Origin of the sequence: Streptomyces sp. NPDC058008, assembly GCF_042886395.1 — a bacterium.
Classification (GTDB): Bacteria; Actinomycetota; Actinomycetes; order Streptomycetales; family Streptomycetaceae; genus Streptomyces.
The window spans coordinates 121,811-142,137 of record NZ_JBHVQX010000003.1; the positions used below are offsets into that span (position 1 = coordinate 121,811).

The 20,327-nt window shown below is 70.9% G+C and carries 18 protein-coding genes; 5 read left to right on the forward strand and 13 right to left on the reverse strand.

Going from position 1 to position 20,327, the window contains the following annotated elements:
• The first annotated feature begins 145 nt into the window (after positions 1-145).
• The 5 genes from ACFVS9_RS04105 to ACFVS9_RS04125 all read left to right on the forward strand — a co-directional run bounded on the left by ACFVS9_RS04105 (position 146) and on the right by ACFVS9_RS04125 (position 4,382).
• Positions 146-913 carry an enoyl-CoA hydratase/isomerase family protein gene (locus ACFVS9_RS04105; protein WP_389929897.1) on the forward strand — a complete coding sequence of 256 codons (768 nt, stop codon included), beginning with the start codon at positions 146-148 and terminating at the stop codon, positions 911-913.
• Positions 914-1,162: 249 nt separating this feature from the next.
• Positions 1,163-1,678: an ATP-binding protein gene (locus ACFVS9_RS04110; RefSeq protein ID WP_383117672.1), complete on the forward strand. Its 516-nt coding sequence runs from the start codon at positions 1,163-1,165 to the stop codon at positions 1,676-1,678.
• Between the two features lie 393 nt (positions 1,679-2,071).
• On the forward strand, positions 2,072-2,893 hold the full coding sequence (locus ACFVS9_RS04115) for a polysaccharide deacetylase family protein (RefSeq protein WP_383117671.1): 822 nt from the start codon (positions 2,072-2,074) through the stop codon (positions 2,891-2,893).
• Positions 2,893-4,065 (forward strand): beta-propeller fold lactonase family protein, encoded by a 1,173-nt coding sequence (locus ACFVS9_RS04120; RefSeq protein ID WP_389929899.1) that lies wholly within the window; start codon positions 2,893-2,895, stop codon positions 4,063-4,065. The genes ACFVS9_RS04115 and ACFVS9_RS04120 overlap by 1 nt, the downstream gene beginning before the upstream one ends.
• Before the next feature lie 101 nt (positions 4,066-4,166).
• On the forward strand, positions 4,167-4,382 hold the full coding sequence (locus tag ACFVS9_RS04125) for an EF-hand domain-containing protein (RefSeq protein ID WP_389929901.1): 216 nt from the start codon (positions 4,167-4,169) through the stop codon (positions 4,380-4,382).
• 50 nt (positions 4,383-4,432) lie between these two features.
• Here ACFVS9_RS04125 and ACFVS9_RS04130 read toward each other — a convergent pair whose 3' ends face one another.
• The 13 genes from ACFVS9_RS04130 to glyA all read right to left on the reverse strand — a co-directional run bounded on the left by ACFVS9_RS04130 (position 4,433) and on the right by glyA (position 20,315).
• Positions 4,433-6,736 (reverse strand): N-acetylmuramoyl-L-alanine amidase, encoded by a 2,304-nt coding sequence (locus ACFVS9_RS04130; protein ID WP_389929903.1) that lies wholly within the window; start codon positions 6,734-6,736, stop codon positions 4,433-4,435.
• 170 nt (positions 6,737-6,906) lie between these two features.
• Positions 6,907-7,308, reverse strand: coding sequence for a GntR family transcriptional regulator (locus ACFVS9_RS04135; protein WP_383117681.1), 402 nt, complete (start codon positions 7,306-7,308; stop codon positions 6,907-6,909).
• A gap of 49 nt (positions 7,309-7,357) precedes the next feature.
• Positions 7,358-8,326 (reverse strand): ABC transporter permease, encoded by a 969-nt coding sequence (locus ACFVS9_RS04140; protein WP_383117667.1) that lies wholly within the window; start codon positions 8,324-8,326, stop codon positions 7,358-7,360.
• The gene (locus ACFVS9_RS04145; RefSeq protein ID WP_389930085.1) at positions 8,323-9,258 is read right to left on the reverse strand and encodes an ABC transporter ATP-binding protein; all 936 of its coding nucleotides are present in this window, start codon (positions 9,256-9,258) and stop codon (positions 8,323-8,325) included. Before ACFVS9_RS04145 ends, ACFVS9_RS04140 begins: the two co-directional genes overlap by 4 nt.
• Positions 9,259-10,365: 1,107 nt before the next feature.
• Entirely contained in the window at positions 10,366-11,130 is a 765-nt protein-coding gene (locus ACFVS9_RS04150) for an enoyl-CoA hydratase/isomerase family protein (protein ID WP_389929905.1), read from the reverse strand.
• Between the two features lie 87 nt (positions 11,131-11,217).
• Positions 11,218-12,471 carry a cytochrome P450 gene (locus ACFVS9_RS04155; RefSeq protein WP_383117665.1) on the reverse strand — a complete coding sequence of 418 codons (1,254 nt, stop codon included), beginning with the start codon at positions 12,469-12,471 and terminating at the stop codon, positions 11,218-11,220.
• Between the two features lie 99 nt (positions 12,472-12,570).
• Positions 12,571-13,947, reverse strand: coding sequence for a cytochrome P450 (locus tag ACFVS9_RS04160; protein WP_383117664.1), 1,377 nt, complete (start codon positions 13,945-13,947; stop codon positions 12,571-12,573).
• Between the two features lie 12 nt (positions 13,948-13,959).
• Positions 13,960-14,550, reverse strand: a complete 591-nt coding sequence (locus ACFVS9_RS04165) for an ATP/GTP-binding protein (protein ID WP_383117663.1) — start codon at positions 14,548-14,550, stop codon at positions 13,960-13,962.
• Positions 14,525-14,905, reverse strand: a complete 381-nt coding sequence (locus ACFVS9_RS04170) for a DUF742 domain-containing protein (RefSeq protein WP_383117662.1) — start codon at positions 14,903-14,905, stop codon at positions 14,525-14,527. The genes ACFVS9_RS04165 and ACFVS9_RS04170 overlap by 26 nt, the downstream gene beginning before the upstream one ends.
• Positions 14,902-15,312, reverse strand: coding sequence for a roadblock/LC7 domain-containing protein (locus ACFVS9_RS04175; RefSeq protein ID WP_383117661.1), 411 nt, complete (start codon positions 15,310-15,312; stop codon positions 14,902-14,904). Before ACFVS9_RS04175 ends, ACFVS9_RS04170 begins: the two co-directional genes overlap by 4 nt.
• Positions 15,309-16,499 (reverse strand): ATP-binding protein, encoded by a 1,191-nt coding sequence (locus ACFVS9_RS04180; RefSeq protein WP_389929908.1) that lies wholly within the window; start codon positions 16,497-16,499, stop codon positions 15,309-15,311. Before ACFVS9_RS04180 ends, ACFVS9_RS04175 begins: the two co-directional genes overlap by 4 nt.
• An 838-nt stretch (positions 16,500-17,337) precedes the next feature.
• A complete protein-coding gene (locus tag ACFVS9_RS04185) occupies positions 17,338-18,723 on the reverse strand; it encodes an L-serine ammonia-lyase (protein ID WP_383117659.1) in 1,386 nt (461 codons plus the stop codon).
• A 320-nt stretch (positions 18,724-19,043) separates the two neighbouring features.
• Positions 19,044-20,315, reverse strand: coding sequence for a serine hydroxymethyltransferase (gene glyA / locus ACFVS9_RS04190; protein WP_383117182.1), 1,272 nt, complete (start codon positions 20,313-20,315; stop codon positions 19,044-19,046).
• Positions 20,316-20,327 lie beyond the last annotated feature (12 nt).

The following is a 20,327-nucleotide window of genomic DNA, read 5'->3' on the forward strand; positions in this document are numbered from 1 at the left end:
CCGGACAACGGCCTCAACGGCTGTAACATGCACTGGGCGTAGTGGACAAAGTCGGCCCCCGCCGTTTGGGGGTGGGGGGGCGGGCCGGGTGCTGTGACCAACGGCACCGGGCCCGCCCGCGTTAGTCCTGGTTAACCTGCTCCCCATGACCGTAACCCTCGAAGTAAGCGACAGCGTCGGCACGATCCGGCTGGACCGTCCGCCGATGAACGCCCTGGACGTCGCCGTCCAGGACCGGCTGCGGGAGCTCGCCGAGGAGGCGGGCCGGCGCGACGACGTACGGGCGGTGATCCTCTACGGCGGCGAGAAGGTGTTCGCGGCGGGCGCGGACATCAAGGAGATGCGGGCGATGGACCACGCGGCCATGGTCGTGCGCTCCCGGGCCCTCCAGGAGGCCTTCACCGCGGTGGCCCGCATCCCCAAGCCCGTGGTCGCGGCCGTCACCGGCTACGCCCTGGGCGGCGGCTGCGAACTGGCGCTCTGCGCGGACCACAGGATCGCCGCCGACAACGCGAAGTTCGGCCAGCCGGAGATCCTGCTGGGGCTGATCCCCGGCGCCGGCGGCACCCAGCGCCTGGCTCGTCTGGTGGGCCCCTCCAAGGCCAAGGACCTGATCTTCACGGGCCGTCAGGTGAAGGCCGACGAGGCCCTGTCGATCGGCCTGGTGGACCGTGTGGTGCCCGCCGCCGAGGTGTACGCGCAGGCGCACGCCTGGGCCGCGCGCCTCGCGCGGGGGCCCGCCCTGGCGCTGCGGGCCGCCAAGGAGTCCGTCGACGCGGGACTGGAGACGGACATCGACACCGGGCTCACCGTCGAGCGGAACTGGTTCGCCGGCCTGTTCGCCACCGAGGACCGCGAGCGCGGCATGCGCAGCTTCGTGGAGGAGGGCCCGGGCAAGGCCGAATTCGTCTGACCGGGGGTGAGCCGCGTGCACGGGCACGCGTTCATCCGTGCGAGCGGTTCGGCGGGACCTTAAGGCAACCTTAAGGTCCGGCCTCCGCCCGGCCCGTGCAATTACCGGGCCCTCTCGGGTCGCCGCAGGTGGGCATGTCCGAGGGGGCCTCCGTTCTGCCTCTGGCATATGCCAGAGAACCGGCGCGGAATGACTGGTTCCGGGCAAGGGATTCCGTCGGAACGGTCACGGAGAGCGTTCTGTGCGGCCATGATGGGGGGCATGGCGGGCCTGGAGGGTGTGGAACAGCCGCGGCCGCGCAGCAACGCTGCGGCGGCGCGCTCGATGTCTGTCGTCGAAGACGAACAGGCGTTCAAGGCACTGGAGTTGTTCGGGAATCCGACGGAGGGCGAGGTCCGGCTCCCCTCGCGTCCGGAGTCCGCGGCCTCCGCCCGCAGGATCACCGCGTGCGTGATGCTGCACCAGTGGCAACTCCCCCCGCAGACAGCCGAGTACGGCGTCCTGCTCGTCTCCGAACTGGTGGGCAACGCGGTGCGCCACACCGGGGCGCGGATATTCGGCCTGCGGATGCTCCGCCGTCGGGGCTGGGTCCGGATCGAGGTGCGTGACCCGTCGCGCGGACTGCCGTGCCTGATGCCTGTCCGTGAGATGGATGTCAGCGGCCGCGGTCTGTTTCTGGTGGACAAGCTCTCCGACCGGTGGGGCGTGGACCTCTTACCGCGCGGCAAGACCACCTGGTTCGAGATGCGCACCACCGACCGCTGACACGCAGAAGCCCCCGGCCGGCCTGGGTGTGGCGCGTCGGGGGCTTCTGAGGGGACCGTGGAATGGGGGGTGTGTCCACGGTCGCACGGGGGACCTGGCCCGGGTCGGAGGAGGTCGCGTCACCGACTATGGCAGACGGGCGACCCCGCATCCAAAGCCGTAAATCAGGCATTTAGCTCAAAGCTGCCCATTTAGGTTGGGAATCGCAGGTGTGTTGGGTCACTCGCCTGGCATTCTTTACGTTTTATTCAGCTTCGCTGAGTGATTCATTGATCACCTCCCGGGATCGGCCACGCCCGGCAACGCGGGTTTCCGGCCCCCTCCGCCTTACTGTGTCCCGGTCCCGGGCAACCCGGGACACAGGACCCGAACCGATCCGCGAGGTGGACGGCCATGGACGGTCGCTGGACACCGGTGCCCCGCCGTGGCGCCCTGCGCACGGCGGCCGGAGCCCTCCTGGGAGGCGTCGCGGCGGCGGGCTGCGCACAGGCCGGGGCCCCGCCGTCACCGGCCCGCAGGCCGCAGAGCGCCGACGGCGCCGCCGACAGCACGTCCGCGGTCCCGAAGGCCCACGGTGCCGTCGCTCCGGCCCCGTCCCCGCGCGGCTTCCCCGGACAGCCCGTCCAGATCGAGCACGGCCCCCGGGGCCGTCCCGGCGTCGCCCTCACCTTCCACGGCCAGGGGGACCCCGCCCTGGCCCGCGCCGTCCTCGGCGAGGCCGAGCGGGCGGGCGCCCGGATCACCGTCCTGGCCGTCGGCAGCTGGCTCGACGAGCACCCCGGCATGGCCCGCCGCATCCTGGACGGCGGCCACGACCTCGGCAACCACACCCAGAGCCACCTCGACATCAACGCGATGGACGGGGCGCGGGCGTACGAGGAGATCACCGGCTGCGCCCGGCGGCTGCGCCGGCTGACCGGCTCCATCGGCACCTGGTTCAGACCCTCACGCGCCCGCCGCGCCACCCCCCTCGTCCAGGACCTCGCACGCCGGGCCGGATACCCGCACGTCCTGTCCTACGACGTGGACTCCCTCGACTTCACCTCGCCCGGGGTCGCCGCCGTCACCCGCAAGGTGGCCGGCGAGCTCCGCAACGGTTCGGTGGTGAGCCTGCACTTCGGCTACCGGGACACCATCGCCGCGCTGCCCCTCCTCCTCACCGAGATCGACCGGCGCCGACTGCGCGCGGTGACCACCACGGAGCTGTTGACCTGATGCCTCCCTCCCCGCGCGCCCTGACCGCCGCCGCCCTGCTCGTCGCCGCGCTCGCCGCCTGCGCCGCCCCCGCCGGCCCGGCGCGGACCGGGCCCTCCCGCACCGAGGCCGCCGCCCCGCCGGACCGGACGGCGCCCCCGCCCGGCCTGCCCGGGATGCCTCCGGTGCTCGACCCGGAGAACATCTACGCGGCGGACCGCGCCGGCGAACTCGCCCCGGCCGTCAAGGACTTCCCCTCCCGGGTCTACGTCCCCAACACCAACTCCGACACGGTGTCGGTGATCGACCCGGCGACGTACAAGGTCGTCGGGACCATTCCGGTCGGCAAGCAGCCGCAGCACGTCGTGCCCTCCTGGGACCTGAAGACGCTCTGGGTCAACAACGACGTCGGCGACAGCCTGACCGCCATCGACCCGGCCACCGGCAAGGCGGGGCGGACGCTCGCCGTCTCCGACCCGTACAACCTCTACTTCACGCCGGACGGCCGGTACGCCGTCGTCATGGCCTCGATGGACCGCGAGCTGGTCTTCCGCGACCCGCACACCATGAAGACCGAGAAGAAGCTGCCGGTGGACTGCGCGGGGGTCAACCACGCGGACTTCTCGGCGGACGGCCGGTACTTCATCGTCTCCTGCGAGTTCTCCGGCGAACTGCTCAAGGTCGACACCCGGCGGATGGAGGTCGTCGCGCGGCAGAAGCTGCCGATGCGGGGGGCGATGCCGCAGGACGTGAAGCTGTCCCCGGACGGCACGACCTTCTACATCGCCGACATGATGGCGCACGGCGTGTGGGTGCTCGACGGGAAGGCGTTCACCACCCCGGAGCTGCTGCCGACCGGCAAGGGCGCCCACGGCCTCTACGTCAGCCGGGACTCCAAGGTGATGTACATCTCCAACCGGGGCGAGGGGTCCGTGTCCGTCTTCGACTTCGCGCGGCGCGAGCTCACCGCGAAGTGGCGCCTGCCCGACGGCGGAAGCCCCGACATGGGCGGAGTCTCGGCGGACGGCAAGGTGCTCTGGCTCTCCGGGCGTTACGACGCCGAGGTGTACGCGATCGACACCTCCGACGGCCGTCAGATCGCCAGGATCCCGGTCGGCAGCGGCCCGCACGGACTGGCGGTCTACCCGCAGCCCGGCCGCTACTCACTGGGCCACACCGGTGTGTTCCGCTGACGGCGCCGGGTCCGGTCCGGCACCCTCGCCCGCCGGTCAGGCCGTCCGGGCGGCCGGATAATCTGACCCCCGTCAACGACGCATGACGAAGGGGCGGAACAGTGGCGGACATCGAGTCGGCACGTACGGCATTCGAGCGCTTCGACCAGAACGGCGACGGCCGCATCACGGCCGCCGAGTACAAGAGCGCCATGGCCCAGCTCGGTGACCCCTACGTCACCGAGACGGTCGCCCAGGCCGTCATCAACGCCCACGACGCCAACGGCGACGGTGAGCTGACCTTCGACGAGTTCTGGGCCTCGCAGAACAAGGCCTGAGACCGTACCGGACCGGCGGGTGCCGGTCCGGTACGGCGGGGCGGCCGGGGCTACTTGAGGTAGACCAGGCCGTCGGTGGTGAGGGTGGGCCGGCCCTTCGTGCCGACCACCACGATCTTGACGGTGTGCTTGGCGGAGGCGGGCCAGGACTTCGTCCAGACGGCCTGGCGGTAGGCGGTGGCGGAGGACTTCAGGTCCACCGTCGCGGCCTTGACCCCGTCCACGTAGACGTACGCCTGCCCGGAGGTCGAGGCCCGGGACACCACCCAGGCGGCCGAGCGGCCGGTGAACGTCCACGTCAGGGAGGCGTTCTTGGTGCCGCTCGCGTACGACGCGCCGCCGAGGTAGCTGGACGACGACTTCGTGGTCCAGGTGCCGGTCTTCTTCGCCGCGGACTCCTGGAGGATGACGGGCGTGCCCGCGACCGAGGCGGCCGCGCTGTTGCCGGCCAGGTCGTACGCCGTCGTCCTCCAGCTCGTCGCGACGCCGGACTTCGCCGTGTGCGAGGCGCTGGTGACCGTCGGACCGTAGGTCCTGGCCACCGGGGCGGTCAGGCGGACGTCCCTGAGCAGTACGGCGTCGGACGCCTTCCATCGCAGGGTGAGCGGAACGGCCGTCGTGTTCACCGTGCCGGTGCGCAGCGACAGGGCGGGCTTGGTGGAGAAGACCGGGGCCGTGCGGTCGGCGACCACGGTGGCCGCCGCCGACAGGGAGGTCTTCCCCGACCGGTGCGTCGCACGCACCTGGACCGTGTGCGTGCCGACGGCCAGGGTGGCCTTGGCGGACGAGGCGCTGCCCGCCGTGGAGACGACCGGCTTCCCGTCCACCAGCAGTTCGTACCTCGTGACGAACACGGCGGGCGTGGTCGCCGACCAGCCGACGGTGATGTCCGCCTTGGTGTAGTACTTCGCTCCCGAGAGCGCCGCTCCGGTCACGGACTTGACCGTCAGACCCGCGACGGGGCCGTCCGCGTAGGTGCGGATCACGGGCAGCTGGGTGTACAGCCGGGTGCCGGGGCACTGGGTGTTGAAGCCGTCACGGTGCCCGGAGATCCGGCCGAAGGAGTACGCGGTCCCCGCGGTGAACTTCTTGCCCGTGTAGTTGGTGCCGTCGGCGCCCGCGGTCAGCGTGGTCGTGCCCGACGGGCTGAACCCGTACTGGCCGAGCTTCCACGCGGCGACCCTGGCCACCGCGGTCGTCGCGGCGGTCGCCGCGGCCTCGTCGGTGTACATCCCGATGACGGCGATGCCCGCCGTCTCGCGGTTGAAGCCGTAGGTGTGCGCGCCCTGCACCGCGCGGTCCGCACCGCCCTTGCGGCCCTCGAAGACGGTGCCGCACCGGTCGACGAGGAAGTTGTAGCCGAGGTCCTTCCAGCCGTTGGACTGCACGTGGTAGGCGTGCAGTCCCCGGACGATCGCCGCGGAGTCGGCGCAGGAGTACGCGTTCGTCTGGGCCGTGTGGTGCACGAACACGGCCTTCACCGTGGCCATGTAGTCCGGTGCCTCGTCGTTGAGGGACTCGTCGGCGCCCCAGCCGGCCCGGGTGACGATCGGGGGCTTCGGCGCGGTGGACGGCAGCGCCGGGGGCAGGGTCGTGGTCGGCCCCGTCGTGGGGGACGGGGACCCGGCCGGGGCGGAGGGGGAGGCGCCGTCCGTGGGCTCCGTGCTCGCCGGCGGGTCCGCCGTGGCGCTGGGGCCGGGCTCCTCGGCCGCCGGGCCGGTCGTCTCGCCCGCGCCCGGTTCGGAGGGCTCGGCGGACGGGGTGTCCTCCGGTGCGGGGGGCGTGTCGGTGGGGTCGGCCGGAGGTTCGTCCGGCGCGTCCACGGCGTACGCGGCGGGCTCGGCCGCGGACCCGGACACCTTGCCGGGGTCCACGGTGTCGAGCCGCAGGCCCGCGGGGAGCCCGGCGGTGGTGCCCTTTCCGGCGGACACGCGGACCTCCACGCCGTCGGAGGGGCCGACCCAGCGGGGTTCGGTGGTACCGCGCACCCCGGGCCGGCCGGCCTCCGTACGCCCGTCGACCTCGGTGTCGATGGGCAGCCAGGCCGACCAGTCGCCGGTGGGGACCGACCGGGTGCGCGCCTCGACGGTGCCGTTCACCTCGGCCGACGGATCGGTCCAGGTGACGCCCAGCATGCTGAACGGCTCGGTGCTGTCCCGTCGCAGGGACGCGTTCGCCCCGTCGGCCGAGACCTTCAGGGCGTCGTGGTGCACCTCGGTCCGTACCGGACCTGACGTGGCGCCGATGCCGTCGGGTACGTCCGAGGTGCCGGTCACCCCTTCGAACACCAGGACACCTGCCACGGCCGTCGTCGCGACGGCGGCCGTGGCCCATATTCTTCGTTTCACTCGCACGTGGGTCCCCGAGGATGATGACTGCCGCGCCGGCAGTGCGGAGGAAATGACCGGCACCCGGCCGGTTCTCCGCCCGATCCTCGCGCACTCTTCACACCTTGTCCCCGCAAAAACGGGATCGACCTGGTCACAATCGGTCGGATCCGGCCGTTCCGGCGGGTCCCGGGTGCTCAGTTCTCCGCAGCCGGTGGGAAGACGGTCCCGAACGAGGCCTGGAACAGGGCCTGGACCTCCTCGCCGCCCAGGCCTTCGTCACGCGCCTGGTGCAGCCACGCGTGCAGCGCGGTGCGCAGCGGCCACTCGGGGCCGTCCCCGGGCTCCGCGAGGGTGCGGGTGATGAAGGTCCCCGCCCCCTGGCGCACCTCTGCCAGCCCCGCACGCTCCAGCTCCCGGTAGGCCTTGAGCGTGGTGTTCGGATTGACCTTGGTGGTGGCGGCGACCTGGGCCGCCGTGGGCAGCCGGTCACCCTCCTCCAACGCACCCATGCGCAGCGCCTGTTCGACCTGACGGACGATCTGGAGGTACGTCGCCACCCCGCTGCGCCGGTCGATGCGGAACACGACCACGGACATCACCTTCCGCTCGATGAGCGACACTTTACGTAGAGGACCGGGGATCCCCCTACAGGGGGCGCCGGGAGGTCCACCACAGGGCGAACACGGTCAGGACGGCCGTACCGGCCAGGAGGATGCCGGCGCCGGCCCACTGCATGGCCGCCATCTGGCCGGGGTCGAGGTACTCGTAGACGTTGTTGACGATGCCCTTCTCCTTGAGGCAGGCGTCCGTGGCCTTCTCGGTCGCCTCGGCGCAGGAGCCCCACCCGTACAGGTGGCCGTCGGCGCTGCCCACCCAGCGGTCCAGCTCGTACGAGTCGTCGAGGGACGCGGGCATGGCGCCGTCCAGCGGATAGGTGATCGTGCGCGGCGTGCCCAGCAGGTCCCGGTACATGCTCCAGCCGGTCTGCGCGGCGACGCAGAAGACGAAGGTGACGACCATCGAGGCGAGGACCCGGCGCAGCAGGATGCCGATGGTGACACCGGCCGCGGTGAGGAACAGGGCGAGCGCGGGCAGCACCGGGCCCGTCGTGTCGAACACCCCCGCGTCCATCCAGTGGCCGGGGAGGACCGAACGGTAGGGCCGCCACCACCAGGTGAAGACCGCGGAGAGCACCGAACAGGCCACCAGGGTGATCAGGAGGCACCAGCCGAGCTTCGCGACGAGCCAGCGGCGGCGCGTCACGGACTGGGTCGTGACGAGCTGCGCGGTGCCCTGCTCCTGGTCGGCGGCGATCAGCGGGGCGCCGAGGAAGACGGCGAGGATGCCGGGCAGCAGGCCCAGCAGCGAGGTGAGCCTGTTGTAGCTCTCGCCCACGACGGGCTGCGGTACGGACTTCTCGGGCCAGCCGGCGGCGTCGAGCAGATCGATCAGCTGGCCGCGCTGGTACACGATCCACAGGGAGCCGAGCACCACCAGGGCCAGGACGCAGGCCAGGGTCGTGCGGTGCTGGCGCAGCACCAGCCAGGTCAGTCCCCGCAGCAGCCTCGGACGGGCGGTGCGTGCGGTCGGGGTGCCGGTCAGGGTCGTGCTCATGCGGTCCTGGTCCCTTCGGTCTCGATCTGCGCGCCGGGCGTGTACAGCGGGGGTGCGTCCGGCGAGCGCAGGTGCGCGAGCAGCACTTCCTCCAGGCTGGGCTCGGCCACCTGCCAGTCACCGGACAGCGGGCCGTCGGTCCGCAGCATCGCCTGGAACTGCCGCCCCTGGACTCGCTGTTCGATGACGGTGTGCCGGGCGAGAGCGGCGGGCAGGCCACCGTTCTCGGCCAGTCCGGTCACCAGGGCGTGCGCCGGGACCAGTGCGTCGGCGTCACCGGCCATCCGGACCCTGCCGTCGGCGACGACCAGCAGGTAGTCGCACATGTCCTCCAGCTCGGCCAGGATGTGGGAGGACATCACCACCGTGGTGCCGCGCTCGACGGCCTCGGCCATCAGCAGGGTGCTCATCTCGTCGCGGGCCAGCGGGTCGAGGTCCGCCATCGGCTCGTCGAGCAGCAGCAGATCGGGCCGCTTCCCGAAGGCCAGCGCGAGGGCGACCCGGGTGCGCTGGCCGCCGGAGAGGGTCCCGACCGCCGCGTTCATCGGCACGTCGCCCGACCGGACGATCCGCTCCGCCGTCGCCACGTCCCAGGCGGGGTTGAGCTCGCTGCCGATCCGCAGCGTCTCCGCCACGGTGAACCGCTTGTACATCGGCTTGTCCTGCCCGAGGAAGGCGAACCGGGGCATCACCTCGGGGTCGCCCACCGGCACCCCGAACAGGCGCAGTTCACCCTGGCTCGCGACCACCTGACGGGACGCCAGGCCCAGCAGGGTGCTCTTCCCCGCCCCGTTGGGCCCGACGAGGCCGCAGATCCGCCCGGCCGGCAGCCGGAAGGAACAGTCCCGCAGCGCCCATCCGCGCCGGTAGCGCTTCCCCAGCCCGCGGGCCTCCAGGGCCCAGTTCCCCGGACCGCCGCCCGGATTGCTCATGTCCGTCACGCGCTCGCCTCAATTCCATTAGTCAATTAATGGAATGATGGTCACCGTGGGCCGAGCCTGTCAAGCTCAACCGCGCGGGGCGGGCCGCCGTACGCCCGCTCGCTCCACGGCGCCGCGCACGCGGACAGCGCCACCGCGACCGGCACCAGGTGCGGGGCCGGCCCGGGCGGGGGCGCCGACCTCGCGGCCCCGTCGCACGGTCGTCGCGGTCCCGGTGCGGGTGCGGGTGCGCGGGGGCAGTAGCCCGGCGGTGGGGGCGGCGTGGGCCGGGACACCGGGAGTCCGGACCGTCCGTACCGGCCGCTCGCGGAGCCGATGCGGCGTGCGTCGGCACGGGCGGTGAGGGGCGCGGGCGATGGGCGGCGTACGGATCCGGCCCCGTGGGGTCCACCGGTCCCGGCGTCCCGGCGGGACCGGGACCGGAGCTCTCCCCGCGGGTGGGACGACGGCCGTACGTGCGCGGGCGCGGGGGTACGTACGCGGCGGCGGCCCTACGTGCTGGGCGGCGGCGGGGATACGCGTCGCCGCGGGTCACCGGGAGTTCACCGCCCGCGCGAGCAGGGGTCCTGAGCGGCTCCCCACAGGTCCGTACCCCGGTGGTGGTTCCGTCCGGGCCGGCCCGGCGGGGGAGGGGCGGGCAGGGACGACCGTGCCGGTGGCACCGGGGCGGTGGCGGGCCTGCGGAGGACGCGCGAGGGCGGGTGTCCCCCTCGTCCGCCCGAGGGGCGTTCGACCGTCAAGGGGCGGTCCAGGGGCCGGCCGAGCCGCGGTCGCACCGCCCGTGTCCCGGCGTCGTCACGGGTGAGGGGGTGCGGAGTCCGGGGCGCCGGCCCCGTCGTCGTCGACGGGGCACCGGCCCCCGTGTGCTGCCGGGCGGAGCCGTTCCGGGCCGGGGCCGCGCGCTTCCGAAGGGCCCGGCCGGGGCCCGGCGCTTCGAATCGCGCGCCGGGGCCCGGGGGCCGGTTCTTCGAACGGCGCGCCGGGGCCCGGTTCTTCCGAACGGGACATCGGCGTGCGCGCCCGCTCCGGTGAAGCGCGGCGGATCCGTCCACCTCGTCGGAGGGCGCGTCCAGGCCCCGGGCTCCGTGAGCGGCGGGGTCAGCGGCCCCGGGCCGCCTGGGCCGCGGCGACGGAGGCGGTCAGCAGCTCGGCGTCGAACAGGGTGGCGTCACCCAGGCGGTGGGCCCCCGCGTAGGCGTTCAGCATGGCCTTCGTGCTGCGCAGGGCCGAAGGGGACCGGCGCAGCAGCGGCCTGGTCCAGCGGTCGATGACGGCGTCGAGCTGGTCCTCCGGCACGACCTTGTGCAGGATGGCCAGCTCGGCGGCCCGGGCGGCGTCGAACTTCTCGGCGGTGAGGAGCAGTTCGCGGATCCGGGCCGCGCCCGTCTCGTACAGCATGCGGGCGGTGATCCCGCCCCAGGCCGGCGGTACCCCGAGGCCCAGCTCCGGTATCCGGTAGTGGCTGGTGTCCGCTCCCACCCGCAGATCGCAGAAGACCGCGAGCCCCAGCCCCGCCCCCACCACGCCTCCGTGCAGCCGCGCGATGGTGACGACCCCGGTGTTCGCCAGCAGGTCGCACATCCGGCGCGCCTTGTTGGCGAGCGCGCGCATGCCCGCGTTGCCGGTCTCCGGGGAGAGCAGCGAGGGGAACTCGGTCCGGTCCCCGCCGAGGCAGAAGTCGGCGCCCGCTCCGGAGAGGATCAGCACGCGGGCCGTGGGGTGGTCGTCCAGTGCGCCGAGGACGGCGATGAGTTCGTCGAGGAGCAGTCCGGACAGCGCGTTTCCGGTCTCCGGACTGTTCAGCCGGACTCTCACCACCGCATCGTCGTACTCGACGTGCAGGGTCTTGAGATCATCGATCATTTTCCTGATTCCTGACGGACGGTTTCTGGGGCTGGGCGCTTCCGGGGACGGGCACGATGAAACGGTTCTTCTCTTCGGGTGACCCGCTCAGGCCGCCGCCAGCACGAGGTGGTTGAGCCGGCGGAACGAGACCCGGGGTTCCCAGGCCGGCGGTTCGCTGATCCGGAGCCGGGGCATTCGCCTGAGCATCGAGTTCAGCAGCAGCGTGCCCTCCAGCCGCGCCAGCGGGGCGCCGAGGCAGTAGTGGATTCCGCTGCCGAAGCCGAAATGGGACGGCTTCCGGCTGACGTCGAAGTTCTCGGGCTCCTCGAACTGCCGCGGATCGTGCTGGGCGGCCCCCACCATCAGCTGCACCATCTCACCCTCGCGGATGAAGGTGCCCCCCAGGGTGAGGTCGTGCGGGGCCGTCCTGCTGATCGCGTGGATGGCGGGGTCGTACCGCAAGGTCTCGTCGACCACGTGCGGGACGTACTCGGGGTGGGAGCGCAGCCGGTCCAGCTGCCCGGGGTGCTCCAGCAGCAGCCGGACCATGCCGGAGAGCAGGTGTTCCGTGGTCTCCAGCGCGGCGACGATCACGAAGACCGCCATGGCGTGCGCCTCGGCGTCGGCCTTCTCCCGGTCCGGTTCCAGCGTGTCCCAGGTGGCGATCCACGAGGAGATCGGATCGCTCCCCGGCGTCCGGCGACGCTCGCGCACCACTGCGGTGAAGTACTCCTGGAGGCCGCCGGCCGCCGCGTCGGCCCGCGCCAACTGGCTGGGGGACGGGAAGAACTCCTGGCTGAGGGTCTGATCGTTGGTCAGGGACCTCAGCCAGGAATAATCGGCCGGAGGGAGGTTCAGCCATTCCCCGATCGATCTGACGGGGAGCTCCTCGGCGACCAGGGAAGCGAAATCCGAGTCGCCCTTGAGCAGCCCGTCCTCGAAATCATCGAGAACCTTCTCGACGTTCTTCGCGATCGAGACTTCTATTTCTGCCAGCTTGGCCCGGTCGAACATGCTGCCCGCCGAGCGCCGCACTCTCGTATGGTGTGGCGGATTGAGCATGGGAAGCGATTTCGCCGTTTGCAGCGAGGCCGGTGTGTTCCAACGGGCGGCGTTGCCCTGGCTGGTCCTCCACTGTGTATCCGGCACCTTCCACGTTCTGCTCCTCATCACCTCGTCGCAGAGAGCGAACGAGGTGACGAGGTGTCCGCCCCAGGGGGAGGGGAAGATATCCCCGAGATTCCTCAGTTCTGTGTACAGAGGCCGGGGATTCGACTGGCCTTTCCTGGTGCGCAGCCGGGAGAAGAGAGCGGCCACGGTGCGGCGGTCGACGGTCGGAGTCGGCAGGGTGGGTTCCACGAGAATCTTTCCCTCAAAGGGTTACGTTGGGTTTCCCCCTGACTACCCTTCGGGCGGAACGCCCATGCGACCGCGACCCTCCACGTGGTGTGGTGGATCTCACCCCTTCCACCAGGAGAGAAAGCCGCTCCAGAAAGTCCCCTTTCGGGGGTGTTGCTGTTGTTCGCCCGCCGGATTTACCGGTGCGGAACGGGTATCGGCCGGGAAACGTGCGGTGGCCGAACTTTCCCTGCGTACCGGGGTGAACCGGGCGGGGAGCGCGGTCAGCGCGCGGTGCAGCGGACCCGGCCGCCAGGTCAGCGAGGTGACCGGAACGCTCAGCTCGATGTCCGGCAGCCTGTTGAGGAGTTTCTCGATCGTCAGGATCGAGATCAGCAGCGCCGGGTCCTTGGCGGGGCACGCGTGCGGGCCCGCGCCCCAGGCCAGGTGGGCCCGCTTGCTCAGCGTCTGACGGCTCGTGGAGAGGCTCGGGTCGCTGTTGGCGGCCGCGAAGCTGATGAGCACGGGGTCCCCGGCGTTCAGCCTGGACCCCGAGAGGTCCACGTCGTGCACCGGGTAGTGGCCGGCCCAGTTGGCTATGGGCGGGTTGTTCCAGAGCACGTCGTTGATGGCGTCCTCCACCAGCAGGCTCGCGCCGTACTGGCCCCCCGCGTACTTCTCGTCGGACAGCAGGAGTCGCAGCGCGTTGCCGATGAGGTTCTGGGTGGGTTCGGCGCCGCCCCCGATCAGCGTCATGATCTCGGAGATCAGCTCCTCGTCCGTCAGCCGGCCCGGGTGCTGCATCAGCCAGGAGGTGACGTCGTCACCGGGCTGGGCGCGCTTGAGGGCGACCAGCTCCATCAGCGTCTCGGTCAGCAGCGCGATGGCCTTGTCCGCCTCGACGCCGTCCATGAGGCAGGAGATGCTGAAGACCAGCTGGTCGCCCAGCTCCGCCGGGCAGCCGAAGAGCTCGTTGAAGACCAGCAGGGGGACCAGCTGGGCGTAGTCGGCGACCAGGTCCACCCGCCCCCGGCCGTTGAACTGGCTGATGAGGTAGTCCGCGACCCGGTCGACGTGCCGGCTCAGCCGGTGCGTGTCGATCCTGGCGAACGTCTCGGTCACGACCTGACGGTGCCTCATGTGCGCCGCGCCGTCGGAGTAGAGCGAGTTCGGCCGGTAGAGCATCATGGGGACGATCGCGCTGTCCAGCGGGACCTCGCCCGCGTTGAGCGCGCGCCAGCGCCGCGCGTCACGGACGAAGGTCTCCGGATTCTGCAGCACGTGCAGCGCCGCCGCGTAGTCCGTGACGAGGGAGGCGTGGACGCCGGGCGACAGCTCGACGGGCGCGGCGGGGCCGAACGTCCGCAGGTACTCGTAGAAGCCGTTCGGATCAGCGGCGAACTCGGGACCGTACAGAGGAACGCTTCCGCTTCCGTTCCCGCTCCGGTGTGCGGGGCAGCCCGGCGGCGGGGCGGGGAAGTCCGAGGGGGATTGCATGGGGCCGAGCTCCTAGGTGAGGCGTGACTGGAGGTAGCGGACGAGCGTGATCAGCGCGTTCGCCGAGGAACGCTGGTCGCGTGCGTCGCAGCCGACGAGAGGCGTCTCGGGCAGCAGGTCGAGTGCCTCCCGGATCTCCTCGTCGGCGTGATCGGGGCCGTCGCCGAACCGGTTCACGGCGATGGCGTACGGGATCCCGTAGTGCTCGACCAGGTCCATCACGGGGAAGGACTCGTCGAGGCGTTCCGGATCCACCAGCACCAGCGCCCCGAGCGCGCCGCGTGACATGTCCTCCCAGACCTGCACGAAGCGCTGCTGACCCGGTGTTCCGAAGAGGTAGAGGACCAGTTCCTCGCTGAGCGTGAGACGGCCGAAGTCCATCGCGACCGTGGTCGTGGTCTTGCCGGTCGTGCCCTTGAGGTCGTCGATCCCCTCGCCCGCCCGCGTCATGACCTCTTCGGTGCGCAGCGGCGGGATCTCGGACATCGTTCCGATGAAGGTGGTCTTCCCCACGGCGAAATGACCGACCACCAGGATCTTGGCTGCGGTCTGCACCGATTCCCGGAGATAGACACCGTCATCCAAATCGGGCTTGAAGGCCATGCAGCACCTGCTCCAATATGTTCCGGTCGACGAGTTTCGCGGCAGGGATCGGGGCCCGCGTGACGAGGTACCCGCCCTGGGTGAGGTCGGACAGCAGGATCTTGACGACGCCCACCGGGAACTGGGTGTGCCCGGCGATCTCGGCGACCGAGAGATGCCCTCCGGAGCACAGCTCCAGAAGGCGCCGTTTCTCCGGGTCCAGATGCTGCACGGGCGGCGAGTCCTGAGCGGTCGTCACCAGGGTGATCAGTGAGAACGCGTCGTTGTCCAGCAGGCTGCGGCCATTGGTGATGACGTACGCCGGGACTAAGGGGGTGGCGGCCTGTTCCTGGTTCGATCCGTCCGGCGCCGTCATGCCTTCGTGTCGGCAATCTCGCGCGGCGGAACGGTCAGTGCCTTGCCGAGCTGGCCGACGAGCTGCTGCATGCGGAAGGTGATCTCGGCCATGTCGACGTCGGGCGTCGCGGAGACCGCGAGATAGGCGCCTTCGCCGGCGGAGATGAGGAAGACCCAGCCGTGGTCGAACTCCACCAGGGTCTGGCGCCACGTCCGGTGCTGGTTCCCCGGCACACCGCAGAAGTCGACCACCGTCCGGCTCAGCGACTGGATTCCGCTCATGGCGGCGGCGACGGTGTCGGCCTGGTCCTTCCCGACGTCCTTCGAGCGCGCCATGAGGAGACCGTCGGCGGACACGAGAAGGGCGTGCTGCGCCTCGGGCACTTCCAGGGCACTGTCAAGCATCCATGACAGGTCGTAATTCACTGAGTCTCAGGCCCTTCGCTGCTTGCGTTGGTGGAACGGCGGCCGGACTGTGTTCCGCGCTGGAACGCGCCCATGACGGAAGCGGCCCGTTCGCTGGAACGAACCGGCTCGTCCGGTGAGTCGACGGCGGGGACGATGGATATCGCGCCTCTGCGCCGGCGTTTGGGCAGACCTCCGAGGGTGGTCGAGGGGGGCACCGGGCTCTCCTCGGGCGGCAACGAGGGGGGTACGGCCACCGCGGGGAACTCCTTGGGCTCGGGCATGGGCGCGGGCACGGGAACCGGCGCGGGCATGGGCGCGGGCACGGGCTCGGGCTCCGGCGCCTGCATGGTCGTCAGGAGTTCCTCCGGGAGCAGCACGACCGCTCGCACCCCGCCGTAGGGGGAGGTCGAGTCCACGGAGACCGTGAAGCCGTACCGGGCGGCGAGGACGCCGATCACGGTGAACCCGAACTGCGGCGGGTTCCCCAGCCCCGAGACGCCGGGGGAGCGCTCGCTCGAAAGGAGCTTCGCGGCCCGCTCCTTCTCCTCCTCGTTCATCCCGACGCCGGCGTCGTCGACGATGATGCAGACGCCCTTGGGGACCGGCCGGATGTTGATCTCGATGACCGTCTCCGGCGCGGAGTAACTGGTCGCGTTGTCCAGCAGCTCGGCCAGGGTCAGCGCGACCGGTTCGACGGCGCGGCTCGCGATCGCGAAGTTCGTCTGGGCCCGGATCTCCACCCGCGTGAAGTAGCGAATACGGCCCTTCGCACTCCTGACCACGTCGTAGAGCGACGCGGCGGCGCGCTGCCTGCCGAGCCATCCGTCGCAGAGCACGGCGATGGACTGCGCACGACGGGCGAACTGCGAGTTCATGTGGTCGATGTCGAGGAGGTCTTGGAGAATCTGGAGTTCTCCGTATTTCTCCTGCAACTTCGTGATCGCCAACTGCTGCTCACCGGCGAGACCCTGAAGCGTGCGCATGGCGGACTTCAGAGCGGTCTTCGTTGCTTCCTCGGCCCGGTCCTTCGCCTCTTCGACGGACTCGGCGTAATGATTTTCGAGGTTCGCGTAGTGAGTCTTCAGCTCCTCTTTCTCTCTGCGTAGCGCGGCTATTTTCTTCCTGCCGCGAATCGTCGCAGTCGCTGCGACAGGAATGCCGGCGATCAGAACCCAGAGCGCTGGATCCTGGAGATATTGCGTCATAAGGCTCTCTTCGGGCGACTGGGCCACCGGATACGGAGTGTCTGGCGGGTGTTGTCGAGTACGTCCCCGGAAACAGGTGTCTTACGGCCACAGATGTGTGGGATCGGTCGCGCATGCTCGCCCGGCCAGACAGCCTCGAAAGGCTTGGCTGATGGCATAGGTCTCCCCCGGGGGGTGGCGGATTTCTGGGCCGATGCGCTGACTTTCCTGTAATGCCATAGCGGGTTTGGTGCCGCTTGGCAAGCTTGGTGATCGTATCACCACGGGTTGATCGGGCCATGGGTCGATCTGTTCCTTTTTGGATGCCTGACGGCTATTTAGAGATGCTGCCGATTTGAGGGTTTTGGTGAGTATTGAGGGCCGCTCGGATACCGGGCCGGTCCGGGGCGTTGCCTGTTTTTCGGGCGAATCATCCCCTCGGCCGGACCCGGGGGCACGTGCCAGAGGCACGGTCGTGATGAAATCGTGCGGAACCGGTGCGGATGTGACGGCCCCGGCAACCGGACGTCCTCCGGCAGGCGGCACGGGGACATCACGGCGGCCCGCCCGCCCGGATTTCCGGCCCTCGGCGCGGAACGGTTTCGCGGGCGGCGGACGGCCGCCGGTCCCGCCCGGGTGACTTCGCTCCGGCGGCGGGCAGGGCCCCCGCGGACACGCCGGCCCGCCGACCGGGGCTCCCCGGGCACCTCCGCGCCCCCACGGAGTCGCCGGGTGGGCGGGGAAGGCGAAGGCCCTGACCGACGCGGACCGGCAGGTACGCGCTGTTCAGGGCCCAGGGGGTCAGTACCCGGCGATGTTCACCCACGAGCTCGGTGCTCGACGACGCGCACCGGAGGCGTCAGCACTCGATGATGTTCACCGCGAGCCCGCCCCGGGCGGTCTCCTTGTACTTCACGGACATGTCCGCGCCCGTCTCCTTCATGGTCTTGATGACCTTGTCCAGGGAGACCTTGTGGCTGCCGTCGCCGCGCAGCGCCATCTTGGCGGCCGTGACCGCCTTGACCGCCGCCATCCCGTTCCGCTCGATGCAGGGGATCTGGACCAGGCCGCCGACCGGGTCGCAGGTGAGGCCCAGGTTGTGCTCCATGCCGATCTCGGCGGCGTTCTCTACCTGCTCGGGGGAGCCGCCCAGGACCTCGGCGAGGGCGCCCGCGGCCATGGAGCAGGCCGAGCCGACCTCGCCCTGGCAGCCGACCTCGGCGCCCGAGATGGAGGCGTTCTCCTTGAACAGCATGCCGATGGCTCCGGCGGCCAGCAGGAAGCGGACGACGCCGTCCTCCTTCTCCGCCGCGGTGCAGCCGTGCGCGGCGAAGTTCATCCAGTAGTGCAGGACGGCGGGGATGATGCCCGCCGCGCCGTTGGTCGGGGCGGTGACGACCCGGCCCCCGGCGGCGTTCTCCTCGTTGACGGCCATCGCGTAGAGGGTGATCCACTCCATCGCGTGCGTCTGGGGGTCGCCCTCGGCGCGCAGCTGCCGGGCGGAGTTCGCGGCGCGGCGGCGGACCTTCAGCCCCCCGGGCAGGATGCCCTCGCGGGTCATGCCCCGCGTGATGCAGGCCTGCATCACGCGCCAGATCTCCAGCAGGCCGGCCCGGATCTCGTCCTCGGTGCGCCAGGCCTTCTCGTTCTCCAGCATGAGGGAGGAGATGGACAGGCCGGTCTCCCGGGCGAGCCTCAGCAGCTCGTCGCCGGTGCGGAAGGGGTGCTTCAGGACGGTGTCGTCCGGGATGATCGGGTTCTCGCCGGCCACCGCGTCCTCGTCGACGACGAAGCCGCCGCCCACCGAGTAGTACGTCTTCTCCAGGAGCGGGGCGCCCTCGCTGTCGTAGGCGAGGACCGTCATCCCGTTGGCGTGGTAGGGCAGTGCCTTGCGCCGGTGCAGCACCAGCTGCTCGTCGGCGTCGAACGGTATGTCGTGCACGCCCAGGAGGCTGATCCGGCCCGAGGAGCGGATCTCCTCGACGCGGGCGTCCGCGCCCTCGACGTCGACCGTGCGGGGCGACTCGCCCTCCAGGCCGAGCAGGACGGCCTTGGGCGTGCCGTGTCCGTGGCCGGTCGCGCCGAGCGAGCCGTACAGCTCGGCCCGGACGGACGCCGTGTGGACCAGCAGACCCTCGTTCTTGAGGCGGCGGGCGAACATGCGGGCCGCGCGCATCGGGCCGACCGTGTGGGAGCTGGACGGGCCGATGCCGACCGAGAAGAGGTCGAAGACCGAGAGGGCCACGGGGGTACTCCTAGGACGTGGGCCGACGACGGTGTCGGCCCGGGTGGTGCGGGGACGGGCCGGTGGGCCCGGGAACGCGGGGCAAAGGGGTGGGGGCACCGCGCACACTCCGTTCAGTGTGCGCGGTGCCCCCACCCTGTGTGCAAACTGCCGGTGACGTGACCAGGGCGTGTCCTGGACGTCCCGCCTGCCCGGTGAAGCCCGGCACGCTCGCCGTGCGCGGGGACGCCCCGGTGGCTCAGCCACGAGACCGTCTCCGCGCCCAGCGCGCACATGGCCGGACGACGCCGGGCCCGCCCTCCGGGCGGACGGCGCTAGGTTCAGGACACGTTCTGGCCGAGACCGGGGTACAGCGGGAACTTCGCGGCGAGCGCGGTCACGCGGGCCTTGAGGGCGTCGGCGTCGTACGCCGGCTTCAGCGCGGCCGCGATGATCTCGGCGACCTCGGTGAAGTCCTCGGCCTGGAAACCGCGGGTGGCGAGCGCCGGCGTACCGATGCGCAGGCCCGAGGTGACCATCGGGGGCCGGGGGTCGTTCGGGACGGCGTTCCGGTTGACCGTGATGCCCAGCTCGTGGAGCCGGTCCTCGGCCTGCTGCCCGTCCAGCTCGGAGTTACGCAGGTCGACCAGGACCAGGTGGACGTCCGTGCCGCCGGAGAGGACGGACACGCCCACCTCGGTGACGTCCGGCTGCACCAGGCGCTCGGCCAGGATGCGGGCGCCGTCCAGGGTGCGCTGCTGGCGCTCCTTGAACTCCTCGCCCGCCGCGACCTTGAAGGAGACCGCCTTGGCCGCGATCACGTGCTCCAGCGGACCGCCCTGCTGACCGGGGAAGACCGCCGAGTTGATCTTCTTGGCCAGCTCCTGCGTCGACAGGATCACGCCACCGCGCGGACCGCCGAGGGTCTTGTGCGTGGTGGTCGTGACGACGTGGGCGTGCGGCACCGGGTTGGGGTGCAGACCGGCGGCGACCAGGCCCGCGAAGTGCGCCATGTCGACCATCAGGTACGCGCCGACCTCGTCCGCGACCCGGCGGAAGGCGGCGAAGTCGAGCTGGCGGGGGTAGGCGGACCAGCCGGCCACGATGAGCTTCGGCTTCGACTCCTTGGCGAGGCGCTCGACCTCGGCCATGTCCACGACGCCGGTGTCGTCGACGTGGTACGGGACCACGTTGTAGAGCTTGCCGGAGAAGTTGATCTTCATGCCGTGGGTCAGGTGACCGCCGTGGGCCAGGTTGAGACCCATGATCGTGTCGCCCGGCTTCAGCAGCGCGAACATCGCGGCGGCGTTGGCCTGCGCACCCGAGTGCGGCTGGACGTTCGCGGCCTCGGCGCCGAAGAGCGCCTTGATGCGGTCGATCGCGATCTGCTCGACCACGTCGACGTGCTCGCAGCCGCCGTAGTAGCGGCGGCCGGGGTAGCCCTCGGCGTACTTGTTGGTGAGGACGGAGCCCTGCGCCTCCATGACGGCGACCGGAGCGAAGTTCTCCGACGCGATCATCTCGAGGGTGGACTGCTGACGGTGGAGCTCGGCGTCGACGGCGGCGGCGACGTCCGGGTCCAGCTCGTGGAGGGAGGAGTTGAGAAGCGACATCAGTGGGTCCCT